Origin of the sequence: Bradyrhizobium macuxiense (assembly GCF_007993935.1) — a bacterium.
GTDB lineage: Bacteria > Pseudomonadota > Alphaproteobacteria > Rhizobiales > Xanthobacteraceae > Bradyrhizobium > Bradyrhizobium macuxiense_A.
In genome coordinates, this window is the sequence record NZ_VITY01000004.1 from 248,018 (window position 1) to 269,910 (window position 21,893).

The window sequence follows — 21,893 nt, forward strand, 5'->3', positions numbered from 1 at the left end:
CCCATCATGCTCCTGCAAGACTGACCGAGGCATCCCAGCAATTGAGGCATCAAATGACCCTTCGAATCTCGGGAAAGAGCATCAGCATCGGCGAGGCGCTTCGAGCGCGCGTCAGCGACCGCACCGACGAGGTCCTGCGAAAGTATTTTGATGGCAACTATTCCGGTCACATCACGCTGAGCAAGGATGGATTCGGCTTCCGAACCGACTGCGCGCTGCATCTGGATTCCGGGATCACGCTGGAAGCCGAATCCAACGCCGCCGACGCCTATGCCAGCGCGGATGCCGCGCTGTTGATGATCGAGAAGCGCCTGCGCCGCTACAAGAGCCGGCTCAAGGATCGCTCCGCCCGCAAGACCTATGCCGCCAACGCTGCGCTTGCCGAATTGAACGGCGTCGGGCTCGACGCGCCGAGTTATGTCATCGAGGCGCCCGAGAACGAGGACGAGGTCACCGAATACAGCCCGGTGATCATTGCTGAGGCAACCACCGCGCTGAAGCGGCTGTCGGTCAGCGAGGCCGTGATGGAGCTCGATCTGACCGGCGCCTCCTGCCTGGTGTTCCAGCATGGCGGCAGTGGCCGGTTGAACATCATATACCGCCGTACGGACGGCAATGTCGGCTGGGTCGATCCGCCTGCGGTGAGCCCCTGAGGATAGTTGGCAGATGGCATTGACGTCCGAAGCCAGCCCTGCTTATGGTCCGCCGCCTCCAGGAACAAGGGGGGCGGAACAGGGTTCGCAGGTGTTGGCACCGCCGATACGTTGGAGTAGAAGCCCTGCCAAATGGACCCGGGCTAAGCCCGCATCCCACCTCATCTTCTTGACGCCGCCGCTGTAAAGCCTATTTCGCAACCTGACGGTCATTCACCTCGGAACGTCCCAATGCCGATTACCGATCTGGTCGCACCCGAGGCGATACTTCCGGCTTTGAAAGTCATCAGCAAGAAGCAGGCGCTGCAGGAACTTGCCGCGCGCGCTTCGGCTTTGACCGGGCAGAACGAACGCGCGATCTTCGAAGTGCTGCTGCAGCGCGAGAAGCTCGGCACCACGGCGGTCGGCTACGGCGTCGCCATTCCGCACGGCAAGCTGCCCAAGCTGGAGAAGCTGTTCGGCTTCTTCGCCCGCCTCGAGCGGCCGATCGATTTCGAGGCGATGGACGGCCAGCCGGTCGACCTGATCTTCCTGCTGCTGGCACCCGAAGGCGCCGGCGCCGATCACCTCAAGGCGCTGGCGCGGATCGCCCGCCTGCTGCGCGACCAGGACGTCGCCAAGAAGCTGCGCGCCTCGCGCGACGCGCAGGCGATCTACTCGGTGCTCGCGCTGCCGCCGGCGAGCGCGGCGTAATCATCCGCGTCAGCGAATTCGTTCGCGCAACTGTCATCGAGACATAGTTCGCGCGTCACGCGGTGGCGCATGCCGATGCGTTGCCCCGCTCTCCGTAGCCCGGATGGAGCGAAGCGCAATCCGGGAATCTCACGGCTGGCACGAATCCCGGATTTCGCTGCGCTCCATCCGGGCTACGAAGCATTCGAAAATTTCAGCAGATCGTCGGCAGCAGACGGCGGACTTCGTCGAGCAGATCCGGAACGGCCTTCTCGTCATTGGCGAGATGCCTGAGCAGCGCGCTCTGGAACAGGCCGTCGAACAGCGCATAGAGCGCGGCCGGAGACGATGCCGGCTTCTTGTTGCCGAGCTCGGCATAGCGCGTCGCGATCCGCCAGATCATCGCTTCCAGGCTCTTGTCGATCTCGAGCACGTCCTTGCGGAACGCCGGCTCGAACATCGCCTGTGAGCGCAGATCGTACCAGAGCCGGTGCATGCGGGCTTCGTCCCGCAACGTCGCCGCGAGCTTGGCGAGGAAGCCTTCGGTCAGTTCGTCGCGGCTCTGCGCCGTCGTCACCACCTCGTCATAGCGCGTCACGCATTTCGCCTTGTAGTGACGGACGCAGCAGCAGATCAGGTCGAGCTTGTCGCTGAAGTAGTAGTGAAACACGCCGTGCGTGAATGCGGAGTTCTGCGCGATCTCGCGCAGGCTGGTGCGCGCGAAGCCGAGCTCGCCGAGCGTCTCCAGCGCGGCCTCCGCTAGCTCGACGCGCCGGGCGTTGAACTTCTCGTCGCGCAGCGACTCGGTCGCCACAGCCACGCGTTGGGCCGCTCCTGTCGCTTGCCGCGCCATCCCGTGCCTTTCCTCTGTCTCTTCCGTTCAGAGCCTATTCCGTTCCGATTGAATCGGGACGGGGCTCTGGATTCTTGATCGACGCGTTTTCTTCACGCGAAGTGGAATCCACTTCGCTTGAAAACGCTTTGAGCGACTATACCGCGGCGACCGCGGCGTGCTCCATCCCTTCACATCATCCTATTTGACACTTGTCAAATTCGCCCTTGACAAGTGTCAAGTTCCTGGACGAGGGTTGGTCAAATAATTTGGACAACCGTCAAGACGGCTGACCAATCGACAAAACAGGAGGAAATGCCCCGCCAGGGCGCGCCCATGCTGCGCCCGCCGACGCCGGCCGCGACCACCGATGCGCTCGAATGCGCAAGGCTGCCGGCCCGCACTGCCGATCTCAGCAGCACCAGAAATCAGCAAGCAAAGGGAGGACTACGTCATGAGTGGGAAGAGCCTTGAAGGCAGGAAAGCCCTGGTCACCGGCGGCGCCCGGGGGATTGGCGCGGCAATCGCGCAGGCGCTGGCGCGGTCCGGCGCAGCGGTCATGATCGGCGATATTCTGGACGATGCCGGCAAGGCGACCGCCGCCGAGATCGCCAAGGCCGGCGTCAAGACCGGATTTGCAAAACTCGACGTCACCGACGATGCGCAATGGGAGAGGGCGGCCGCCGCAACGGTTGAAACCCTCGGCGGCTTCGACATCCTGATCAACAATGCCGGCATCGAGATCACCTCGCTGGTCGCCGACATCAAGGCCGAGGATGCGCGCCGGATGTGCGACGTCAACATCGTCGGCACCGTGCTCGGCATGAAGCACGCCTTCCGCGCGATGCGGCCGGGCGGCGCCGCCGGCAAGGGCGGTGCGGTGGTCAACATCGCATCCGTCGCAGCGACGATCGCCTTCCCGAGCATCGCCGTTTATTCCGGCACCAAATCCGCGGTCGACCGTATGACGCGCGTCGGTGCAATGGAAGCCGGCAAGCTCGGCTATGGCGTGCGCGTCAACTGCATCTATCCCGGCCTGATCCCGACCGACATGGGCCTGCAGCTCGCCAATGACATCGTGAAGATCGGCCTTGCGCCCGACGTCAACGCCGCCGTCGGCTCGGTGGTGGAGCAGACGCCGCTCGGCAAGCTCGCGGAGGTCTCCGACATCGCCGACGCCGCGGTGTTCCTGTGCTCGAACGATGCCCGCTTCATCACCGGCATCGGTCTGCCGGTCGACGGCGGCATGGGCATGTAGCAACGAAGCCGACAACAAGCATTTCGGAGGATCGCAATGAGCGAGAAGAAGCCCGTCATCGTCTATGGCGCGTCCGGCTACACCGGCCGGCTGGTCTGCGAATATCTGCGTGAGTACAACATCCCCTTCATCGCCGCCGGCCGCAGCGCCGACAAGCTCAACGCCGCGATGAAGTCGAACGTGGCCGGCATCGAGACCGCCGACTATGAGGTGGTGACGGTGCCGCACACTGCGGCCGCACTGACCGAGCTGTTCAAGGGCGCCTCGGTGGTGCTCAACACCGTGGGCCCGTTCGCGAAGTTCGGCGTCGAGGTGGTGCAGGCTTGCCTTGCTGCCAAGTGCCACTACACCGACACCACCGGCGAGCAGGACTGGCTGATCACCCTCGAGCAGGAGTTCGGCGCGAAGTTCGGCAATGCCGGCCTGCTGCTGGCGCCGGGCATCGCGCAGATGTACACCACCGGCGAGATCGCCGCGCAGCTGTGCCTGGAGACGCCCGGCCTCGACACGCTTGATATCGCGGTGTTCTGGGGCGGCAGCCCGACCATCGCCTCGACGCAGACCATCCTGGTCAACGCCGCGATGGCCAAGGCCTACTACCTCGAGCAGAACAAGTATGTCGAGCATCAGCCCGATGCCGGCCTCTACAACCTCGCGATCCCCGGCCAGCATGAGCTGGCGCTGGCGCTGCCCTGGGGCGGCACCTCGCACCCGGTGTGGTTCAAGCGCGATCCGCGCGTCGCCAACGTGAAGGTGTTGGGCGGCGTGTTCAATCGTGCGCTGATGCTGGGCGTGCCGCAGATCGTCGCCGCCGCGCTGGAGGCGACCAAGGACATGAAGCCCGACGAGCGCTACGCCGCGCTGGCGCAGACCGCGGCCGGCGTGATGAACACCATGCCGCCGCGCGAGAACCCGCGCGTCAACAAGTCGTTGGATTCGGTGTATGCCTCCGGCCCGCTGGGACGCGCGCACTGCGTCATTTACGGCAACAGCAACTACAAGCAGACCGGCATGCTGCAGGCCTTTGCCGCGGCGCACCTGCTGCAGCAGCCGCCCAAGCGCACTGGCTTCGCCTCCGGCTGCCAGGCGTTCGGCCATCACGAGCTGCTCGGGCAGTTGCGCAGCTTCGGCCTGGTCGGCAAGCCGGTCCTGACCGTGCACGACTAAGCTTGAGCCCCGATCGGATCGGGGCTGAGCACTCCGCTCCCTGAAGCGTTTTCGTCAAAGCGGACTGGTATCCGCCTTGCTCGAAGACGCACTATCCGCGGGTGACGCAGTCGCGCGTCACCCGCGCCCGCTCGCGAGGCCCGCCATGCGCTTCATCGATTATCTCGACAAGGGTGCCTCGCTCGGTGCCGACGCGCCGTGCCTCACCATGGATGGAAGCGACCTCAGCTATGGCGAGGTGCAGCGGTTGAGCTACCGGATCGCGCGCGGGCTCGAGCGGTCGGGCATCGCGCCCGGCGACAAGGTCGCGATCCTGTCCGGCAACGATCCGCTCGCCTTCGCCTGCGTGTTCGGCATCTCGCGCGCTGCCGCGGTGTGGTGCCCGATCAATCCGCGCAACGAGGCGGCCGAGAACAAGTTCATCCTCGACCAGTTCGATTGCAGCCTGCTGCTGTTTCATTCCAGTTTCGCGCCGATGGTCGAAGCCGTCAGGCAGGACCTGCCCAAGCTGCGCGCGCTGGTCTGTCTCGATGCCGAATTGCCGTTCGCGCCGTCGTTCGACCGCTGGCTCTCCGGGCTCGCCGACGATCACTATCAACGCGACACGATCGACGACCTTGCGATGATCCCGGGCACCGGAGGCACCACCGGCAAGCCGAAGGGCGTGATGCTGTCGGGTCGCAACATCGAGGCGATGACCGCGCTGACCTTGATGGGCTACCCGTTCAAGGGCCGTCCGATCTACCTTGCGCTGGCGCCGCTGACCCACGCCGCCGGCGTGCTGTGTTTTCCGATCATGACGCTCGGCGGTCGGGTCGTGATCATGCACCACCCTGACATCGGCGAGTTCCTGGCGCTGATCGAGCGCTACCGTGTCACCCACACCTTCCTGCCGCCGACCGTGATCTACATGCTGCTCGATCATCCCGGGCTCGACGCGGCTGATCGCAGCTCATTGCAGTGCTTCTGGTATGGCGCGGCGCCGATCTCGGCGACGCGGCTCGCGGAGGCGTTGCAGCGGATCGGGCCGATGGCGCAGCTGTTCGGCCAGACCGAGGCGCCGATGATGATCTCGATGATGCCGCCGGCCGATCACTACAATCCGGACGGCACCATCGCGACGGAACGACTTGCGTCGGCCGGGCGGATCGGTCCGCTGGTGCAGGCCGGCATCATGGATGGCGACGGCAAGCTGTTGCCTGCGGGATCGCGCGGCGAGATCGTGGTGCGCGGCTCGCTTGTCATGGATGGCTACTACAAGAACCCGGAGGCGACGCGCGAAGCATCCGTGCATGGCTGGCACCACACCGGCGACATCGGCTACATCGATGGCGACGGCTACCTCTATATCGTCGACCGCGCCAAGGACATGATCATCACCGGCGGCTTCAACGTCTACTCGATCGAGGTCGAGAATGCGTTGCGCGCCCATGAGGCGGTGCAGGATTGTGCTGTCATCGGATTGCCCGATGACAAATGGGGTGAGCGCATCGTCGCCGTGGTGCAGCCGCGCGCCGGCCACACCGTCGATGCGATTGCGCTGGCGGCGTTCGTCAAGCAGCAGATCGGCAGCATCAAGACGCCGAAGCAGATCGAGGTCTGGGACGATCTTCCACGCTCCAAGGTCGGCAAGGTGCTGAAGCCGGACATCCGCGCGCGACTGACCTGAGCATTCGAGCAACTGGCGTAAACCACAGACCAAGGTCGAATTTACCGGGCAGGCCGAAGGGCTAGATTTCGGTTTGCAAGACCGTGTCACAAGGGACGTCGTACTCCCGCGATGGCGATCGGTTGGGCCGCTCGCGATCCAGGGACCGGCTTCCCGGGGCCCTGCATGGGCGCGACCCGCGCATTGGCGACGCCGCCCCAACCAAACTGGCAATCGGGCATCGATAGCATCGTCCACCGCGGTGGACGGTGGCGCAACGCATTCCAGAAGGCCGAATATGTCGGCCAGGGAGATGCACAATGACGACATTGGACATTGCAACCACCCCACTGCCGGAAGCCGAGCATCAGGCGCAATTGCGTCGCGCATTGATCGCCAGCACCGTGGGCACCACCATCGAATGGTACGACTTCCTGCTCTACAGCACGGTGACCGGGCTCGTGTTCGGCAAGCTGTTCTTCCCGAAGTCCGATCCCCTTGTCGGCGTGCTGGAGGCGTTCGCGATCTACACGGTGGGCTTCATCGCGCGACCGATCGGTGCCGCGATCTTCGGCCATTATGGCGATCGCATCGGCCGCAAGGGCGCACTGATCGCCACGTTGCTGTTGACCGGGCTTGCCACGGCGGCGGTCGGCCTCGTCCCCACCTATGACCAGATCGGCATCTGGGGTGCGGTGATCCTGACCGTCATCCGTTTCATCCAGGGTGTTGGCGTCGGCGGTGAGTGGGGCGGCTCGGTGCTGCTCTCGATGGAGTGGGCGCGCACCAACCAGCATCGCGGCTTCATCACCTCATGGCCGCAGCTCGGTGGTCCCGCCGGGCTGTTGCTGGCGAACATCGCGGTGCTGGTGTTCAGCCGTCTGTCCGGCGATCAATTCCTGGTCTGGGGCTGGCGGATCCCGTTCCTGCTCAGCCTCGTGATGATCGCCATCGGGCTCTACATCCGGCTCGGCATCATGGAGACGCCGACGTTCCGCCGGATCGTGGCCGAGAACCGTGTCGCACGAGTCCCGGTCCTCGAGGTGATCAAGCGTCAACCGCGATCCATCATTCTCGCGGCGCTGGCGCGGATGGCCGAACAGGCGCCGGCCTATATCTACCTGGCGTTCGTCTTCGCCTACGGCACTCAGGTCATCCATCAAGACCGCGACTTCCTGCTCATCTGCCTGATCTGTGCTGGCGTCCTCTCGCTCGTGACGATTCCGCTGGCCGGGCACCTGTCGGATCGCATCGGGCGCAAGCGCATGTATCTGATCGGCTCCGTCCTGACCGGGTTGTTCGGCTTCGTGTATTTCGGCCTGCTGAACACTGCGGCGCCGGTGCTGATCTTCATCGCCATCGTGCTGTCGTTCGTGCCGCACGACCTGATGTATGGCCCGCAGGCTGCATTGATCGCCGAGTGCTTCACCCCGCGGCTGCGCTACAGCGGCTGCTCGATCGGCTATCAGCTCTCCTCGGTGATATCAGGCGGACCGGCGCCACTGATCGCCACCGCGCTGCTCGCGGCCACCGGATCAGGTTATGCGATCGCGCTCTACATTCTGTTCTGCGCGGTGGTCAGCATTGCCGCGACCGCTATGATGCCCGACTACACCAACAAGGACATTTCCGAGGAGCACGACAGGCCTTGATCGAATGTTCCGTGACCGTCGGATGGAACGCGGCCAGCGCCTATTGACAAGCGGGCACCGGGGAAGACAGTGGGCGCGTGTTGCGCATGCGATCCCAGGAATGACTGATGTCCCGCGACTTTCGTCTTGATCGCGTTCCCGTCGACGTTCTCGCTTACGAGCTGGCTGAAGAGAGAGCGAGTGCGCTCGGCCGCATGGGCCGCGCGCTGGAACAGGCGCTCGCCAGACTGCGCGAGTTCGATGCCGCGCAGCCGCGCGATGATGCATCAGCGCCGGCGCAGCAGGCACGGCGCACCCTGGTGCGGGAAGCCGGCCATGCGCTCTGGATGTTCGTGGTGCAGCGGGAGGCGTGCGGGCTGCGCAACAACCGCATGCTGATGCGCGACTACAACGTTCCCGGCGAGGTGCAGCTCAGCATGGGTCCGATGCTCGCTGCATCGTCCGCATCGCCATAAAAAATGCGCGGGCCGCCTCAGGTCGAGGCCTGCCCGCGCATTGAATTCGCGGGTGCTGAATTCAGCACCCGATCAGGAAATTTGTGTCAGTGGACGCTGACGGCTTGCAGCTCGTTGCTCCAGGCGTTGGCGATCGCGGCTTCGCGGCTGTCGGTCAGCATGATCGGCGTGCCGTCGGCGGCATGCAGTGCGAACAGCTTGAGGCCCGGCGCGATCTTCGGCGCCTGCGGAAAGAGATCGGGCACGTCCTCGGAACGGACCTGCTTCACATAGGCGATGTGGCCCTCGCCCAGATGAGCCAGCGCTTCCGGCGTGACGTTGCTGGATTCGATGGTGGTGGTACTCATGTCACTCATGGTCTCGACTCCTCAGTCAGATAAGCGGTCGAGTCCGCTCCTTGTTTCTATTATTCGTGCTCATTGATAGCGATTGTCTTAATGACCCGTTCAGGTTCCGGCCTGGCCAGATCAATCGACAACAACCCGTTCTTCAGATCCGCGCCCAGCACCTGCATCCCCTCCGCCAGCACGAAGGTGCGCTGGAAGTGGCGCGCGGCAATGCCGCGATGGATGTATTGCCGAGCCTTGTCGTCCTGCTGGCGGCCGCGGATGACGAGCTGATTTTCCTCAATGGTTACATCGAGTTGGTCGCGGGTGAAGCCCGCCACGGCCAGCGTGATGCGGAGCCGCTCAGGCTGCCCGTTGGTACGGTCGCACCGCTCGATGTTGTAGGGAGGATAGCCGTCAGCGCCCTTCACGACGCGGTCGAGCGCACGCTCGATCTCGTCGAATCCCAGAAGGAACGGACTGGACAACGATGGAACACGAGACATTACAAAGTCCTCTCGAAGCGACTTTGAGGGGCCCTTGCGGCGCCCCATGCAACCGGCGGGCCGTCTGGCCTCCGGTCAGTGAGGGATATGGGGGCGATCTGGATAGCGTTCAAGCAGCCCCGAAACCAGCCTAAACGCCCGCAACATGAGGGCAAATTCTTCTCGATCGGTTACCCTGCGACCCGCTTCCGGCCATCAGCGGTAAAAAGATGCAGTTTGTCGCGTGGGGCGACCGCCCGGATCCGCTCGCCGATCGCAGGGCCGGTGGCGCCGGGAACCCGGACGATGACCTCGCCCGGCGGCAGCTCGCCCGGATTGGCGGCAACCCCCTGCTCCTCGCGTTGGCGGCTGCCATAAACAAACGTCTCGGCGCCGACATGCTCGATCGCCTCGACTGTCAGGCCGAGCGCGACACCGCCCGATATGGTCTCGCTGGAGATCACGAAATCCTCCGGCCGGATCCCGACGATCCCTGCGCCATCGGCGCCCGCGATCTGGGACGTCAGCTCGTCCGAGCGCAGCGGCATCAGGTTCATCGGCGGCGCGCCGATGAAGGAGGCCACGAAGGTGGTCGCAGGCCGCTGGTAGATATCCAGCGGATTGCCGATCTGCTCGACCTGGCCGCCATTCATGACGACGAGGATGTCGGCCAGCGTCATCGCCTCGAGCTGGTCGTGGGTGACGTAGATCGACGTGGTGTTGAGCCGGCGCTGCAGCTTGCGGATCTCGACCCGCATCGCGATGCGCAGCTTGGCGTCGAGGTTCGACAACGGCTCGTCGAACAGGAACACCTTCGGCTGGCGCACGATGGCGCGGCCCATCGCGACGCGCTGGCGCTGGCCGCCGGAGAGCTGGCGCGGCTTGCGCTCCAGCATCGGCGACAGCTCGAGCACGCGCGCGGCTTCCTCGACGCGGGTCTTGATCTCGGCTTCGGCCATGCCGCGGTTGCGCAGGCCGTAGGCCATGTTGTTGTAGACGCTCATGTGCGGATAGAGCGCGTAGTTCTGGAACACCATCGCGATGTCGCGATCGGCGGGCTCGACCTGGTTGACGACGCGGCCGCCGATATCGATCTCGCCGCCGGTGATGGTCTCGAGCCCGGCGACCATGCGTAGCAGCGTGGACTTGCCGCAGCCGGAGGGGCCGACCAGCACGCAGAACTGGCCGTCACCGACGTCGACATCGACGCCCTTGATGGCCTCGAAGCCGCCGGGATAGGTTTTGCGGACGCTGCGCAGCGTGACGTTGGCCATTACTTTTCCGTCTCCACCAATCCGCGCACGAACAGTTTCTGCATCACGACGACGACGAACACCGGCGGCAGCATCGCGAGCAGCGCGGTGGCCATCACGACCGGCCATTCGGTCAGCGCGTCGGTCGTGGTGATCATCTTGCGGATGCCGACTTGGATGGTCTGCATGTCGTCGCGCGTGGTGATCAACAGCGGCCAGAGATATTGATTCCAGCCGAGGATGAAGAGGATCACGAACAGCGCGGCCATGTTGGTGCGCGACAGCGGCAATAGCGTATCCCAGAAGAAGCGGAACGGGCCCGCGCCGTCGATGCGCGAGGCTTCCAGCAATTCATCCGGCACGGTCATGAAGAACTGCCGGAACAGCAGCGTCGCGGTGGCGGACGCAATCAGCGGCAGCGACAGGCCGGCGTAACTATCGAGCAGATGCAGATCGGCGACGATCTTGTAGGTCGGATAGATGCGCACCTCGACCGGCAGCATCAGGGTGATGAAGATGATCCAGAAGATCGCCATCCGGAACGGAAACCGGAAATACACGATCGCGTAGGCCGAGATGATCGAGATCGCGATCTTGCCGACCGCGATCAAGAGCGCCATGACCAGCGAGTTCAGCATCATGTTGAGCACCGGCTCGCGGGTCGAGCCGCTCGTGCCGACAAACAGCGTCTGGTAGTAGGTCTCGAGGAAATGGCCGCCGGGCAGCAGCGACATCTGGCCGTTGGCGATGACGGCGTTGTCCTGGGTCGAGGCGACGATCGCGAGATAAACCGGGAAGGCGACGATCGCGATCCCGATCCACAGGATGGCGTGAGCCAGATAGCGCTGGAAGCCTTCTTCCTCGACCATCAGTAGGTCACCTTGCGCTCGACGAAGCGGAACTGGATGCCTGTCAGCACGACCACGATGACCATCAGGATGACCGACTGCGCCGCCGAGGAGCCGAGATTGCCGCCGAGCAGGCCGTCGGTATAGACCTTGTAGACCAGCGTTTCCGTCGCCTTGCCGGGGCCGCCGCGGGTCATCGTGTCGATGATGCCGAACGTGTCGAAGAAGGCGTAGACGATGTTGATGACCAGCAGGAAGAAGATGGTCGGCGACAGCAGCGGGAAGATCACGGTCCAGAACCGCCGCATCGGACGCGCGCCGTCGATCGCGGCGGCTTCGATCACGCTCTTCGGGATGCTCTGCAGCCCGGCGAGGAAGAACAGGAAATTGTAGGAGATCTGCTTCCACGCCGCGGCGAGGATGATCAGGGCCGCGGCCTGGTCGCCGTCGAGCAGCGGATTCCAGTCAACGCCCATGGCGCGCAGATAGCGCGACAGCACGCCGAGCGAGGGGTGCAGCATGAATACCCAGAGCACGCCGACGACCGGCGGGGCCACCGCATACGGCCAGATCAACAGCGTGCGGTAGAGCGTCGAGCCGCGCAGCGGCTTGTCGGCCATGACAGCGAGCAGCAGCGCAAACGACAGCGAGGACACCGCGATCGCGAACGAGAACGCGAAGGTGCGGATGATGGCGGCGAAATAGGCCGGCTCCTTGAACAGCTCGAGATAGTTCTCGAACCACACGAAGCTGGTCGACAGGCCGAAGGCGTCCTGCAGCAGGAAGGACTGGATCACCGCCTGTGCGGCCGGCCAGTAGAAAAAGATCAGCACGATCGCGAGTTGCGGGGCAACCAGCGCGTAAGGCAACAGCTTTGATTGGAAAATCGCTTGCTTTTGCATGATCTCGGAAGAATTGGCAGGCCGCGGGCTCGCGGCCTGCCGGTTGATGGGCTCAAACCATCATGTCAGTGGACGGCGGACTTTTCAAACTGCCGCAGCATCTGGTTGCCGCGCTCGACGGCCGAGTCCAGCGCCTGCTTGGCGGTCTTCTTGCCGGCCAGCGCCTGCTCGATTTCCTCCGACCACATGTCGCGCAGCTGCACCATGTTGCCGAGGCGCAGGCCGCGGGAATTCTCGGTCGGCTCCTTGTTGGTGAGCTCGAGCAGCGGGGTCTCGAGATAGGGCTGGTCCTTGTAGAAGCCCTCTTCCTTGGCCTTTGCATAGGCTGCCTTGGTGATCGGCAGATAGCCCGAGGCCTTGTGGATCCAGACCTGGCGGTCGGTGTCGGAGAGGAAGGTCAGGAATTTGGCCACGCCCTTGTATTCCTCGGCCGACTTGCCGCCCATGATCCAGAGCGAGGCGCCGCCGATGATCGAGTTCTGCGGCGCGCCCTTGACGTCGGGATAATACGGCATCGGGGCTGCGGTGAAGTTGAACTTGGCCTGCGCCTTGACGTTGCCGAAGAACGCCGACGAGGTCAGGTAGATCGGGCACTCGCCCGAGGTGAAGCGGCCTTCGCCGGTGTTGGTGCGGCCGGCATAGTCGTAGGTCTTGTCCTTCTGCAGCTCGACCAGGTTCTCGAGATGCTTGACCTGCAGCGGGCCGTTGAATTCGAGCACGGTGTCGAAGCCGTCGAGGCCGTTGGCCTTGCTGGCGAGCGGCACGTTGTGCCAGGCCGACAGCTGCTCGAGATTGACCCAGGTGACCCACGAGCCGGAGAAGCCGCAAGTATTGTAGCCGGCCGCCTTCAGCTTCTTGGCGTCCTCGAACACCTGCGGCCAGGTCTTCGGAATCTCCGCGATGTTGGCCTTCTTCAGCGCGTCGAGATTGACCCACATCACGGTCGACGACGAGTTGAAGGGGAACGACAGCATCTCGCCCTTCGAGGTCGAGTAGTAGCCGGTGATCGCGGGCAGATAGACGCTCGGATCGAACTTCTCGCCGGCGTCGGCCATCAGCTTGTAGACCGGTTTGACGGCGCCGGTGGCGGCCATCATCGTCGCGGTGCCGACCTCGAACACCTGCATGATGTGCGGTGCGTTGCCGGCACGGAAGGCGGCGATGCCGGCGTTCATGGTGTCGGCGTAGCCGCCCTTGTAGGTCGGGATCACCTTGTAGTCGGACTGCGAGGCGTTGAAGTCGTTGGCCAGCTTGACGATGACGTCATTGTTGGCGCCGGTCATCGCGTGCCACCACTGAATCTCGGTCACCGCAAATGCAGGCGACGCGAATGCAAGCGTAGCGGCGGCGACAGCAGCAGCGCCCAATCGTCGAAAAATCATCAAAGCCCCTCCCGGTTGGAACGTCATGTTTCGTTGCGCGCGTTATCAGCGCCGGATGACGTTCAAATGACCGTATAAACGAAAGCCATGGTAGGGGGGAAGCCGAAGCAAAGGGAAGCGGTAAAAAAGGCGGAGATCGCAGCCGCGCCCGTGCGGTGCAACGCCGGACGCGACGTTGCACCGCAGGGTGTGTGCTTTCTGGCGCTTGGCCTAGCGCTTGCGCTGGGGACCGCAGACCACGCCCTTGTCGAGGAGGCCGTTGATCTCGTCCCTGGAGTAGCCGAACTCGCCGAGCACTTCCGCAGCGTGCTGGCTGAAGTTCGGCGGCGTGCGGCGCAGGCTCGGCTTGGTGCGTTCGAGGCGGATCGGCGAGGCAACGCCCTTGTACCAATCCTTCGCGATGACGTCGCCGCGGTGGATGGTGTGCGGGTTGGTCAGCGCCTGGTCGATCTTCTGCACCGGGCCGGCCGGCAGTCCGGCGGCGAGCAGCCGGTTGCACAACGGCTCGGCCTCATGCTGGCTGAACACCGCGGCCAGCTCGACCCGCAGCGCATCGCGGTTGGCGATGCGGTCCTTGTTGCGGGCAAAGCGCGGATCGGTGCCGAGCTCCGGCTTGCCGATTTCCTTGGCGAGCTTGCGGAAGGTGCCGTCATTGCCGACGCCGATGAAGATGTTGTCGGTCTTGGTCGGGAAGATTGCGTAAGGCACGAGATTGGGATGCTCGTTGCCGGTGAGCGACGGCGGCTTGCCATGCATGAAATAGTTCGCGGTGTGCGGATGCATGATCGCAAGCCCGGTCTCGTACAGCGTGGTCTCGAGGAATTGGCCGAGCCCCGAGCGCTGCCGCTCCGACAGCGCCATCAGGATGCCGATCGCGGCATAAAGACCGGTGGTGATGTCGACCAGCGGCACGCCGATGCGCATCGGGCCGCTCTCCGGCGAGCCGGTGGCGGCGATCATGCCGGTCATCGCCTGGATGATCGCATCATAGCCGGGATTGCCGCCGCGCGGACCGTCGGCGCCGAAGCCGGAGATCCGGCAATGCACGAGGCGCGGGAATTTTTCGCGCAGCACGTCGTTGCCGATGCCCCATTTGTCGAGCGTGCCGGGCTTGAAATTCTCGATCAGCACGTCGGCGGTCTCGAGCATCTTCATCAGCACCACGCGTCCGCCCTCGGAGGCGAGGTCGAGGCCGATCGAGCGCTTGTTGCGGTTGATGCCGACGAAATAGGCCGCGTCTTCGTCGTGGAAGGGAGGACCCCAGTCACGCACCTCGTCGCCGGCGGGCGGCTCGACCTTGATCACGTCGGCGCCGTGGTCGGCGAGGATCTGGGTGCAATACGGGCCGCCGAGCACGCGCGTCAGATCGATCACGCGCAGTCCGGTCATCGCGCCCGTAGCCGCTGGGGTATTCATGGAAGCAACCTTCGCTCAGTTGGGATCAGAAAACGAGGGTCCCAGAGCTAACGGTCTTCAGGCAAGGCAGCAATGCTTCCGTCGGGGCAGGCCCATGCAGCAGGCGGCGCGCGCGTTCGCCAAGTGAACCGGAAGGAGCGAGCTGGCATCGCACATGCAAACAAAATAGTCCGCCACGCGGGAAGGCGTGGCGGACCATTGGCAGGCGAAGAATTAGACGACGCTCAGCTTGACGTCGACATTGCCGCGGGTCGCGTTGGAATAGGGGCACACATGGTGGGCCTTCTCGACCAGCGCTTCGGCGTCAGCGCGTGACAGGCCGGGCAGCGAGACGGCGAGGTCGACGGCGAGGCCGAAGCCGCCTTCCGAGCGCGGGCCGATGCCGACCGTCGAGGTCACCGACGCGTCGGCGGGAACCTTGGGGCCGCCCTGCGAGGCCACGAACTTCATCGCGCCGATGAAGCAGGCGGCATAGCCCGCCGCGAACAGCTGCTCCGGATTGTTGCCGGCGCCACCGCCGCCGCCGAGTTCCTTCGGGGTGGTGAGTTTGACGTCGAGCGCGCCGTCGAGCGTTGCCGCATGGCCGTCGCGGCCGCCGGTTGCCTTGGCACTGGTCTTGTAGAGCACGTTCACAGACATCGTGGTCTCCCTTGGTTTTGGACTTGCAGGTTTCGACTTGGGTTCCGAATTCGACGGCCCATGTATTGCACTCAATTGAATTGTGCGCAATATAAATTATGAAGCCTCACATTTAATTGTTCGCAATTGAATTCGCGGTCCCGTGAGCCCAGAATGTCCCGGAAACGAGATGGATTCGATGGGAATCATGGTCAGGAAACAGACGGCGGCGGATCAGGCGCTGCGGCTCGATAACCAGATCTGCTTTGCGGTCTATTCGACCGCGCACGCCTTCAACCGCGTCTACAAGCCGCTGCTCGACCGGCTCGGGCTGACCTATCCGCAGTATCTCGTGATGCTGGCGCTGTGGGAACGCGACGACGTGCCGGTGAAGGATCTCGGCGAGCGGCTGTTCCTGGATTCCGGCACGTTGACGCCGCTCTTGAAGCGGCTGGAAGCAGCCGAACTGATCAGGCGGACCCGAAGCACCGAAGACGAGCGCGTGGTGCTGATCGCGCTGACGCCGCAGGGCCACGCGCTGCGCGAAAAGGCCAAGGCCGTCCCGCAGTCGATCCTCGCGGCGTCGGACTGCACGGTGGGTGAGCTGCTGGCGATGAAGGACGAGATCGTCGCGTTGCGCGACCGGTTGAATGCGGTGCTGGAGGAGTAGGGCGGCGGCTAGAGGCGCTTCTTGGCGAAGGCGCGGCCGCTATGGGATTTGAGATACTTCTCGAATGCCAGGGCTTTGTATTTGTCCGGAAATGCGCAGTACCAGACGAGTTGCCAAGGTTTGAATTTTGAGGTGTGGGCGGACTTGCCGGCGTTGTGCTCGGGAATCCGTCGCTTCAGATCCTCGGTGGCGCCAACGTATTCTTGATCAGGGAAGTTGATGCTGCGGATGATGTAGACGTACCACATTCGTATCCGCTGAATGTCGTTGGGCCGGAATAGGGCCCTCGGCCGTCCGTCTTCGCCCTTCGGGCTACGCCGGACACCACGCTTCGCCCTTAGGGCAACTCGTGGCTGCGCCACGCGTAGCCCGAAGGGCGAAGCGTGGTGGAGCCAGGCGGGATCGAACCGCCGACCTCTTGCATGCCATGCAAGCGCTCTCCCAGCTGAGCTATGGCCCCTTATCCAGTTGGGACGATCCTGGGGGATCAGTCCCGGCCCGCGCGGCCTGGACGACTCGCGCGGCAGCACCGTTGATCATAGATCGGCGCCGATCTCAAGTCTCTTCTATCAAGTCTCTTCGTCGCCGCCGACGTCACCGATGATGTCGGTCACGTCCTCATCGCCCTCTTCTTCGTCGGCGATGAAGGTCGAATCGTCGTCGTCATCGTCGTCGATCGTCTCATCGACCTCGATATCGTCCTCGGATTCGGGAACCTGGGCCTTGACCTTGCCGGTGTTCTCCTCGGCATCGGCCTCCTCGAGCGAGACCATTTCTTCGGCCTCGGCGGGCTCCGGCATGTCGGCGGCGGTCGCGGGCGAATTGACGGTGGCGCCACGGCCCCGCGCGGGGGCGATGGGCGCAATCGGCACGACCTCACCGGTGTAGGGCGAAATCACCGGATTCTTGTTGAGGTCGTAGAACTTCTTGCCCGTGGTCGGGCAAATGCGCTTGGTTCCGAGCTCGGACTTGGCCAACGTGGTCATCCCAGAATTTTGCTGAAAAACGGTGCTTCACTTGGCTAGTTGAGCAGCCGCTGTCAATAGCGGTTTGCGCGCAAGTGACGGGCGCGTGACGCGGTGTTGCCTATGTGATACCTGCGCCGGCGCGAGAGGACACAATCTTGGCCCATTCTGACACCCCAACCCCGCTGGAATCCCGCGCTTGCGGCCCGCTGGCCGGCAAGGTCCGCGTTCCCGGCGACAAATCGATTTCCCACCGTGCCCTGATCCTGGGGGCGCTTTCGGTCGGCGAAACCCGGATTTCCGGCCTTCTCGAGGGCGAAGACGTCCTCAATACCGCCAAATCCATGCGCGCGCTGGGCGCCAAGGTGGAGCGGACGGCGCCGTTTGCCTGGTCGGTGTTCGGCGTCGGCGTCGGCGGCTTCGCCCAGCCCGCAGCCCCGCTCGATTTCGGCAATTCCGGCACCGGCTGCCGGCTGGTGATGGGTGCGGTCGCCGGCTGCCCGATCGCCGCCATCTTCGACGGCGACGCCTCGCTGCGTTCGCGGCCGATGCGCCGGATTCTCGACCCGCTCGAGCTGATGGGCGCCCGGACCAGCGACATCGGGGACGGCGGCAGGCTGCCGCTGACGCTGCATGGTGCCCGCTATCCGGTGCCGATCGTCTACAAGACCCCGGTCGCCTCGGCCCAGATCAAGTCCGCAGTGCTGCTGGCGGGCCTGTCCGCGCCCGGCATCACCACTGTCATCGAGCAGGAGGCGAGCCGCGACCACACCGAATTGATGCTGAAGCATTTCGGTGCCGAGATCGCCACGGAGAAGGAAGGCAGCCACGGCCGCAGGATCACGCTGAACGGCGAGCCCGAGCTGCACGGCGCCAACGTCGTGGTGCCCGCCGATCCGTCGTCGGCGTCGTTCCCGATCGTCGCGGCGCTGATTGTCGGAGGCTCCGATGTCGTGTTCTCCGATGTGATGACCAATCCGCTGCGAACCGGCCTGTTCACCACGCTGCGCGAAATGGGTGCTTCGATCGAGGAGAGCGATGTGCGCGGCGATGCCGGCGAGCCGATGGCGCAATTGCGCGTGCGTGCCTCGAAGCTCAGGGGCGTCGAGGTGCCGCCGGAACGTGCGCCGTCGATGATCGACGAATATCTGGTGCTGGCGGTTGCGGCGGCGTTTGCCGAGGGCACCACGATTATGCGCGGCTTGCAGGAGCTGCGCGTCAAGGAATCCGATCGCCTCGAAGCCACCGCGGACATGCTGCGCGTCAACGGCGTCAAGGTCGAGGTCTCCGGCGACGATCTGATCGTCGAGGGACGCGGCCATGTTCCCGGCGGCGGTCTTGTCGCCACGCACATGGATCATCGCATCGCGATGTCGGCATTGGTGATGGGCTGTGCTGCGGATCGGCCGGTGAAGATCGACGACACAGCCTTCATCGCCACAAGTTTCCCGGATTTCATTCCGATGATGCGCGCGCTCGGAGCTGACTTCGCATGATCATCGCCATCGACGGACCCGCCGCCTCCGGCAAGGGCACGCTCGGCAAGCGGCTCGCCCACCACTACGGCTATCGCCATCTCGACACCGGCGTGATCTACCGCGCGGTGGCCTATGCGATGATCGCGATGGGCGCCGATCTCAACGATGAGGCGCTGGCGGTGGCGGTCGCACTCGAGCTCGATCCCGAGAAATTCGGCAATCCGATCCTGAAGACCCAGAAGGTCGGCGAAGGCGCTTCGGTCGTCTCGGCCTTTCCCAAGGTGCGCGAGGCGCTGGTCAACTTCCAGCGCCAGTTCGCCGCCGATCCGCCTGGTGCCGTGCTGGATGGGCGCGACATCGGCACCGTGATCTGCCCCGATGCCGACGTGAAGATCTTCGTGGTCGCCGATCCCAGGGTGCGGGCACGGCGGCGCACCCTGGAGGCGCGCGCCCGTGGCGAGGACGCCGACGAGGAAGCGGTGCTCGCCGACATCCTCAAGCGCGACGAGCGGGACAAGAACCGCACCGTTGCGCCGTTGCGGCCGGCCGCGGACGCCCACACGCTGGACAATTCCAATCTCGACATCGAGGCCGGCGTCCGCGCCGCCATCGCCATCGTCGAGGCGGCCCGCGCCCGGCGCTGATCGAGCCAACAGGAGCGGGACAACAAAAAAGCGCGATGACCGAGGTCATCGCGCTTCGGGCCGGCGAGCGGCAGCTCGATCGATCGGTTAGTCCTTCGACCAGTAACGGTCGAACGGCAGTTCCTGTTCGGCCATGGTCAGCAGCGGCTGCGCCGCCCGGGCGGCAGCCGCGGGTCCGGCCGATACGGCACCGGGTATCGCGGCGACGGCATTTCCAAACGTCAGGACGGCAAAAGCCGCCAGCACCATAAAGCTTTTCATTGGTAATCCCCCTGTTTCTAACGGTGCCATCGTAAGGGGCGGACCGCTTAAGGGCGGGTTCCAGCCATGCCCACTCGCGCCGCATTTCGCGCGATGCGGTCAACAAGGCGTTGCAGCGCTGGGCGGGCGCGATCAGCCTTAAGCACCCGTAAATCGGGCGTTTCCGGCTTGCCCAAAATGGCCGCCGGGGCTATATCAGCGCCGTTCGGAGCACCATCGACCCTGTCGAGGCCGTGTCCGGGCGGGCCGGCGCCGGGTTTGAGCCATCCTCAAGCAAAACTGACGCCGCATCTGGAGGAACGCCCGCTCCCAGGCCTTGCAGTCGATATTTTTCTTAAAATCACGCTCCGGAAACTTCAAACGTACCGAACGTGCAGTCTTGCTGCCGGCCCGCTGTTGCACCTCCTGCAATGAGCGGTCGTCAGGGTTTGCGGAACCCTGTCACTTCACGCGCGGTGCGCCCATCAACCCGAATGGCCGGCGAGATCCCGCATCTGGAGAACAAATGGTTTCGAATTCTGCGTCTTCTTATACCCCGACCCGCGACGATTTCGCGGCGATGCTTGATGAGTCCTTTGCCGGCGGCAACCTGCAGGAAAGCTCGGTCATCAAGGGCAAGGTGGTTGCAATTGAGAAGGACATGGCCGTCATCGACGTCGGCCTGAAGACCGAAGGCCGCGTCGCGCTGCGCGAATTCGCTGGCCCCGGCCGCGAAAGCGACCTCAAGGTCGGCGACGAAGTCGAGGTGTTCCTCGACCGTATCGAGAATGCGCTCGGTGAAGCCGTGCTGTCGCGCGACAAGGCGCGCCGCGAGGAGAGCTGGGGCAAGCTCGAGAAGGCGTTCCAGAACAACGAAAAGGTCAACGGCGTCATCTTCAACCAGGTCAAGGGCGGCTTCACGGTCGACCTCGACGGTGCGGTGGCCTTCCTGCCGCGCTCGCAGGTCGACATTCGTCCGATCCGCGACGTTGCGCCGCTGATGAACAACTCGCAGCCGTTCCAGATCCTCAAGATGGACCGCCGCCGCGGCAACATCGTGGTGTCGCGCCGCACGGTTCTCGAAGAGACCCGCGCCGAGCAGCGCCAGGAGCTGGTGCAGAACCTCGAAGAGGGTCAGGTGATCGACGGCGTGGTCAAGAACATCACCGATTACGGTGCGTTCGTTGATCTCGGCGGCATCGACGGCCTGCTGCATGTGACCGATATCGCCTGGCGCCGCGTCAACCACCCGACCGAGGTGCTGACCATCGGCCAGACCGTGAAGGTCAAGATCATCAAGATCAACCACGAGACGCACCGCATCTCGCTCGGCATGAAGCAGCTGCTGGATGATCCGTGGCAGGGCATCGAAGCCAAGTACCCGCTGGGTGCCCGCTTCACCGGCCGCGTCACCAACATCACCGACTACGGCGCGTTCGTCGAGCTCGAGCCGGGCATCGAAGGCCTGATCCACGTCTCCGAGATGTCGTGGACCAAGAAGAACATGCACCCCGGCAAGATCGTTTCGACCTCGCAGGAAGTCGAAGTGCAGGTGCTCGAAGTCGATTCGGTCAAGCGCCGCATCTCGCTCGGTCTCAAGCAGACCATGCGCAATCCCTGGGAAGTCTTCGTCGAGAAGTTCCCGGTCGGTTCGGTGGTCGAGGGCGAGGTCAAGAACAAGACCGAGTTCGGTCTGTTCCTCGGTCTCGAGGGCGATGTCGACGGCATGGTCCACCTCTCCGACCTCGACTGGAAGCTTCCGGGCGAGCAGGTCATCGACAACTTCAAGAAGGGCGACATGGTCAAGGCCGTGGTGCTCGATGTCGATGTCGAGAAGGAGCGAATCTCGCTCGGCGTCAAGCAGCTCGAAGGCGACCCCTTCGCAGAGCCGGGCGACGTCAAGAAGGGCGCGGTCGTGACCTGCGAAGTGCTCGAAGTGAAGGAAAGCGGCATCGAGGTCCGGATTTCGGGCACCGAGTTCACCACCTTCATCAAGCGGTCCGAGCTGGCCCGTGATCGCAACGACCAGCGCGCCGAGCGCTTCGCCGTCGGCGAGAAGGTCGATGCCCGCGTCATCCAGTTCGACAAGAAGGCCCGCAAGGTGCAGGTCTCGATCAAGGCGCTGGAAGTTGCCGAAGAGAAGGAAGCCATCGCGCAGTACGGCTCCTCCGATTCGGGAGCGACGCTTGGCGACATCCTCGGCACCGCGCTGAAGAACCGCGCCACCGACAAGTAAGCGTTCGCGCGATTTGAGCGAACCATGGGGCCCCGGCGCAAGCCGGGGCCCTTTTTGTTGGAGGCAAGTTGCCGTAGCCCGGATGCAGCGGAG

General features: G+C 64.1%; 23 protein-coding genes and 1 tRNA gene. 11 read left to right on the top strand and 13 right to left on the bottom strand.

The window, feature by feature from the left end; genetic code table 11:
• Positions 1-53: 53 nt before the first annotated feature.
• Positions 54-653 carry a ribosome hibernation-promoting factor, HPF/YfiA family gene (gene hpf, locus FBZ93_RS12435; RefSeq protein WP_050424100.1) on the top strand — a complete coding sequence of 200 codons (600 nt, stop codon included), beginning with the start codon at positions 54-56 and terminating at the stop codon, positions 651-653.
• Between the two features lie 231 nt (positions 654-884).
• Positions 885-1,346: a PTS IIA-like nitrogen regulatory protein PtsN gene (ptsN, locus tag FBZ93_RS12440; RefSeq protein ID WP_016843543.1), complete on the top strand. Its 462-nt coding sequence runs from the start codon at positions 885-887 to the stop codon at positions 1,344-1,346.
• Between the two features lie 193 nt (positions 1,347-1,539).
• On the opposite strand, the gene FBZ93_RS12445 is transcribed toward ptsN, so the two are convergent.
• A complete protein-coding gene (locus FBZ93_RS12445; protein WP_246667457.1) occupies positions 1,540-2,145 on the bottom strand; it encodes a TetR/AcrR family transcriptional regulator in 606 nt (201 codons plus the stop codon).
• A gap of 466 nt (positions 2,146-2,611) precedes the next feature.
• Between FBZ93_RS12445 and FBZ93_RS12450 the strand changes: the two genes are divergently transcribed.
• From FBZ93_RS12450 to FBZ93_RS12470, 5 genes are all read left to right on the top strand, one after another.
• A complete protein-coding gene (locus FBZ93_RS12450) occupies positions 2,612-3,415 on the top strand; it encodes an SDR family NAD(P)-dependent oxidoreductase (RefSeq protein ID WP_050424116.1) in 804 nt (267 codons plus the stop codon).
• Between the two features lie 36 nt (positions 3,416-3,451).
• On the top strand, positions 3,452-4,582 hold the full coding sequence (locus FBZ93_RS12455) for a DUF5938 domain-containing protein (RefSeq protein WP_146986260.1): 1,131 nt from the start codon (positions 3,452-3,454) through the stop codon (positions 4,580-4,582).
• Positions 4,583-4,727: 145 nt separating this feature from the next.
• Positions 4,728-6,251, top strand: a complete 1,524-nt coding sequence (locus FBZ93_RS12460; protein ID WP_146986261.1) for an AMP-binding protein — start codon at positions 4,728-4,730, stop codon at positions 6,249-6,251.
• A 299-nt stretch (positions 6,252-6,550) separates the two neighbouring features.
• Complete coding sequence (locus FBZ93_RS12465) at positions 6,551-7,882, top strand: MFS transporter (RefSeq protein ID WP_146986262.1); 1,332 nt, start codon at positions 6,551-6,553, stop codon at positions 7,880-7,882.
• 107 nt (positions 7,883-7,989) lie between these two features.
• Positions 7,990-8,337 carry a DUF6665 family protein gene (locus tag FBZ93_RS12470; RefSeq protein ID WP_146986263.1) on the top strand — a complete coding sequence of 116 codons (348 nt, stop codon included), beginning with the start codon at positions 7,990-7,992 and terminating at the stop codon, positions 8,335-8,337.
• 86 nt (positions 8,338-8,423) lie between these two features.
• Here the strand turns inward: FBZ93_RS12470 and FBZ93_RS12475 are convergent, their stop codons facing one another.
• From FBZ93_RS12475 to FBZ93_RS12510, 8 genes are all read right to left on the bottom strand, one after another.
• A complete protein-coding gene (locus tag FBZ93_RS12475; RefSeq protein WP_050404289.1) occupies positions 8,424-8,693 on the bottom strand; it encodes a DUF1150 family protein in 270 nt (89 codons plus the stop codon).
• A 50-nt stretch (positions 8,694-8,743) separates the two neighbouring features.
• Complete coding sequence (locus FBZ93_RS12480) at positions 8,744-9,169, bottom strand: Hsp20 family protein (RefSeq protein WP_021082592.1); 426 nt, start codon at positions 9,167-9,169, stop codon at positions 8,744-8,746.
• Positions 9,170-9,339: 170 nt separating this feature from the next.
• Positions 9,340-10,422, bottom strand: coding sequence for a sn-glycerol-3-phosphate import ATP-binding protein UgpC (locus FBZ93_RS12485; RefSeq protein WP_146986264.1), 1,083 nt, complete (start codon positions 10,420-10,422; stop codon positions 9,340-9,342).
• The gene (gene ugpE, locus FBZ93_RS12490) at positions 10,422-11,270 is read right to left on the bottom strand and encodes a sn-glycerol-3-phosphate ABC transporter permease UgpE (RefSeq protein WP_146986265.1); all 849 of its coding nucleotides are present in this window, start codon (positions 11,268-11,270) and stop codon (positions 10,422-10,424) included. The genes FBZ93_RS12485 and ugpE overlap by 1 nt, the downstream gene beginning before the upstream one ends.
• A complete protein-coding gene (ugpA, locus tag FBZ93_RS12495) occupies positions 11,270-12,151 on the bottom strand; it encodes a sn-glycerol-3-phosphate ABC transporter permease UgpA (protein WP_146986266.1) in 882 nt (293 codons plus the stop codon). The genes ugpE and ugpA overlap by 1 nt, the downstream gene beginning before the upstream one ends.
• Before the next feature lie 65 nt (positions 12,152-12,216).
• The gene (gene ugpB / locus FBZ93_RS12500; RefSeq protein WP_146986267.1) at positions 12,217-13,533 is read right to left on the bottom strand and encodes a sn-glycerol-3-phosphate ABC transporter substrate-binding protein UgpB; all 1,317 of its coding nucleotides are present in this window, start codon (positions 13,531-13,533) and stop codon (positions 12,217-12,219) included.
• Positions 13,534-13,743: 210 nt separating this feature from the next.
• Entirely contained in the window at positions 13,744-14,949 is a 1,206-nt protein-coding gene (locus tag FBZ93_RS12505) for a CaiB/BaiF CoA transferase family protein (protein WP_146986268.1), read from the bottom strand.
• Positions 14,950-15,162: 213 nt separating this feature from the next.
• Positions 15,163-15,588 carry an organic hydroperoxide resistance protein gene (locus FBZ93_RS12510; protein WP_076863571.1) on the bottom strand — a complete coding sequence of 142 codons (426 nt, stop codon included), beginning with the start codon at positions 15,586-15,588 and terminating at the stop codon, positions 15,163-15,165.
• 187 nt (positions 15,589-15,775) lie between these two features.
• On the opposite strand from FBZ93_RS12510, the gene FBZ93_RS12515 reads away from it, so the two are divergent.
• Entirely contained in the window at positions 15,776-16,237 is a 462-nt protein-coding gene (locus FBZ93_RS12515; protein ID WP_146986269.1) for a MarR family winged helix-turn-helix transcriptional regulator, read from the top strand.
• 8 nt (positions 16,238-16,245) lie between these two features.
• On the opposite strand, the gene FBZ93_RS12520 is transcribed toward FBZ93_RS12515, so the two are convergent.
• From FBZ93_RS12520 to FBZ93_RS12530, 3 genes are all read right to left on the bottom strand, one after another.
• Positions 16,246-16,485, bottom strand: a complete 240-nt coding sequence (locus FBZ93_RS12520) for a GIY-YIG nuclease family protein (protein ID WP_146986270.1) — start codon at positions 16,483-16,485, stop codon at positions 16,246-16,248.
• 136 nt (positions 16,486-16,621) lie between these two features.
• Positions 16,622-16,697: transfer RNA gene (locus tag FBZ93_RS12525), tRNA-Ala, on the bottom strand.
• A gap of 109 nt (positions 16,698-16,806) precedes the next feature.
• A complete protein-coding gene (locus FBZ93_RS12530; RefSeq protein WP_074131087.1) occupies positions 16,807-17,214 on the bottom strand; it encodes a TIGR02300 family protein in 408 nt (135 codons plus the stop codon).
• A gap of 146 nt (positions 17,215-17,360) precedes the next feature.
• Here FBZ93_RS12530 and aroA point away from each other — a divergent pair, with 146 nt between their 5' ends.
• Positions 17,361-18,698 (top strand): 3-phosphoshikimate 1-carboxyvinyltransferase, encoded by a 1,338-nt coding sequence (gene aroA / locus FBZ93_RS12535; protein ID WP_167529013.1) that lies wholly within the window; start codon positions 17,361-17,363, stop codon positions 18,696-18,698.
• Positions 18,695-19,324, top strand: coding sequence for a (d)CMP kinase (gene cmk, locus FBZ93_RS12540; protein WP_146986272.1), 630 nt, complete (start codon positions 18,695-18,697; stop codon positions 19,322-19,324). Before aroA ends, cmk begins: the two co-directional genes overlap by 4 nt.
• Before the next feature lie 87 nt (positions 19,325-19,411).
• On the opposite strand, the gene FBZ93_RS40580 is transcribed toward cmk, so the two are convergent.
• The gene (locus FBZ93_RS40580) at positions 19,412-19,585 is read right to left on the bottom strand and encodes a hypothetical protein (protein ID WP_167529014.1); all 174 of its coding nucleotides are present in this window, start codon (positions 19,583-19,585) and stop codon (positions 19,412-19,414) included.
• A 505-nt stretch (positions 19,586-20,090) separates the two neighbouring features.
• On the opposite strand from FBZ93_RS40580, the gene rpsA reads away from it, so the two are divergent.
• Positions 20,091-21,800 (top strand): 30S ribosomal protein S1, encoded by a 1,710-nt coding sequence (rpsA, locus tag FBZ93_RS12545; RefSeq protein ID WP_146986273.1) that lies wholly within the window; start codon positions 20,091-20,093, stop codon positions 21,798-21,800.
• Positions 21,801-21,893 lie beyond the last annotated feature (93 nt).

What these genes read in the sequence shown, in the direction of transcription:
- FBZ93_RS12480 (WP_021082592.1), bottom strand. Translation starts at nt 9,169, where the DNA reads ATGTCTCGTGTTCCATCGTTGTCCAGTCCGTTCCTTCTGGGATTCGAC.
- FBZ93_RS12510 (WP_076863571.1), bottom strand. Translation starts at nt 15,588, where the DNA reads ATGTCTGTGAACGTGCTCTACAAGACCAGTGCCAAGGCAACCGGCGGC.
- FBZ93_RS12520 (WP_146986270.1), bottom strand. Translation starts at nt 16,485, where the DNA reads ATGTGGTACGTCTACATCATCCGCAGCATCAACTTCCCTGATCAAGAA.
- FBZ93_RS12485 (WP_146986264.1), bottom strand. Translation starts at nt 10,422, where the DNA reads ATGGCCAACGTCACGCTGCGCAGCGTCCGCAAAACCTATCCCGGCGGC.
- rpsA (WP_146986273.1), top strand. Translation starts at nt 20,091, where the DNA reads ATGGTTTCGAATTCTGCGTCTTCTTATACCCCGACCCGCGACGATTTC.
- ugpB (WP_146986267.1), bottom strand. Translation starts at nt 13,533, where the DNA reads ATGATTTTTCGACGATTGGGCGCTGCTGCTGTCGCCGCCGCTACGCTT.
- FBZ93_RS40580 (WP_167529014.1), bottom strand. Translation starts at nt 19,585, where the DNA reads ATGAAAAGCTTTATGGTGCTGGCGGCTTTTGCCGTCCTGACGTTTGGA.
- FBZ93_RS12475 (WP_050404289.1), bottom strand. Translation starts at nt 8,693, where the DNA reads ATGAGTGACATGAGTACCACCACCATCGAATCCAGCAACGTCACGCCG.
- FBZ93_RS12505 (WP_146986268.1), bottom strand. Translation starts at nt 14,949, where the DNA reads ATGAATACCCCAGCGGCTACGGGCGCGATGACCGGACTGCGCGTGATC.
- FBZ93_RS12465 (WP_146986262.1), top strand. Translation starts at nt 6,551, where the DNA reads ATGACGACATTGGACATTGCAACCACCCCACTGCCGGAAGCCGAGCAT.
- ugpA (WP_146986266.1), bottom strand. Translation starts at nt 12,151, where the DNA reads ATGCAAAAGCAAGCGATTTTCCAATCAAAGCTGTTGCCTTACGCGCTG.
- ugpE (WP_146986265.1), bottom strand. Translation starts at nt 11,270, where the DNA reads ATGGTCGAGGAAGAAGGCTTCCAGCGCTATCTGGCTCACGCCATCCTG.
- cmk (WP_146986272.1), top strand. Translation starts at nt 18,695, where the DNA reads ATGATCATCGCCATCGACGGACCCGCCGCCTCCGGCAAGGGCACGCTC.
- hpf (WP_050424100.1), top strand. Translation starts at nt 54, where the DNA reads ATGACCCTTCGAATCTCGGGAAAGAGCATCAGCATCGGCGAGGCGCTT.
- ptsN (WP_016843543.1), top strand. Translation starts at nt 885, where the DNA reads ATGCCGATTACCGATCTGGTCGCACCCGAGGCGATACTTCCGGCTTTG.
- FBZ93_RS12450 (WP_050424116.1), top strand. Translation starts at nt 2,612, where the DNA reads ATGAGTGGGAAGAGCCTTGAAGGCAGGAAAGCCCTGGTCACCGGCGGC.
- FBZ93_RS12460 (WP_146986261.1), top strand. Translation starts at nt 4,728, where the DNA reads ATGCGCTTCATCGATTATCTCGACAAGGGTGCCTCGCTCGGTGCCGAC.
- FBZ93_RS12470 (WP_146986263.1), top strand. Translation starts at nt 7,990, where the DNA reads ATGTCCCGCGACTTTCGTCTTGATCGCGTTCCCGTCGACGTTCTCGCT.
- FBZ93_RS12455 (WP_146986260.1), top strand. Translation starts at nt 3,452, where the DNA reads ATGAGCGAGAAGAAGCCCGTCATCGTCTATGGCGCGTCCGGCTACACC.
- FBZ93_RS12515 (WP_146986269.1), top strand. Translation starts at nt 15,776, where the DNA reads ATGGTCAGGAAACAGACGGCGGCGGATCAGGCGCTGCGGCTCGATAAC.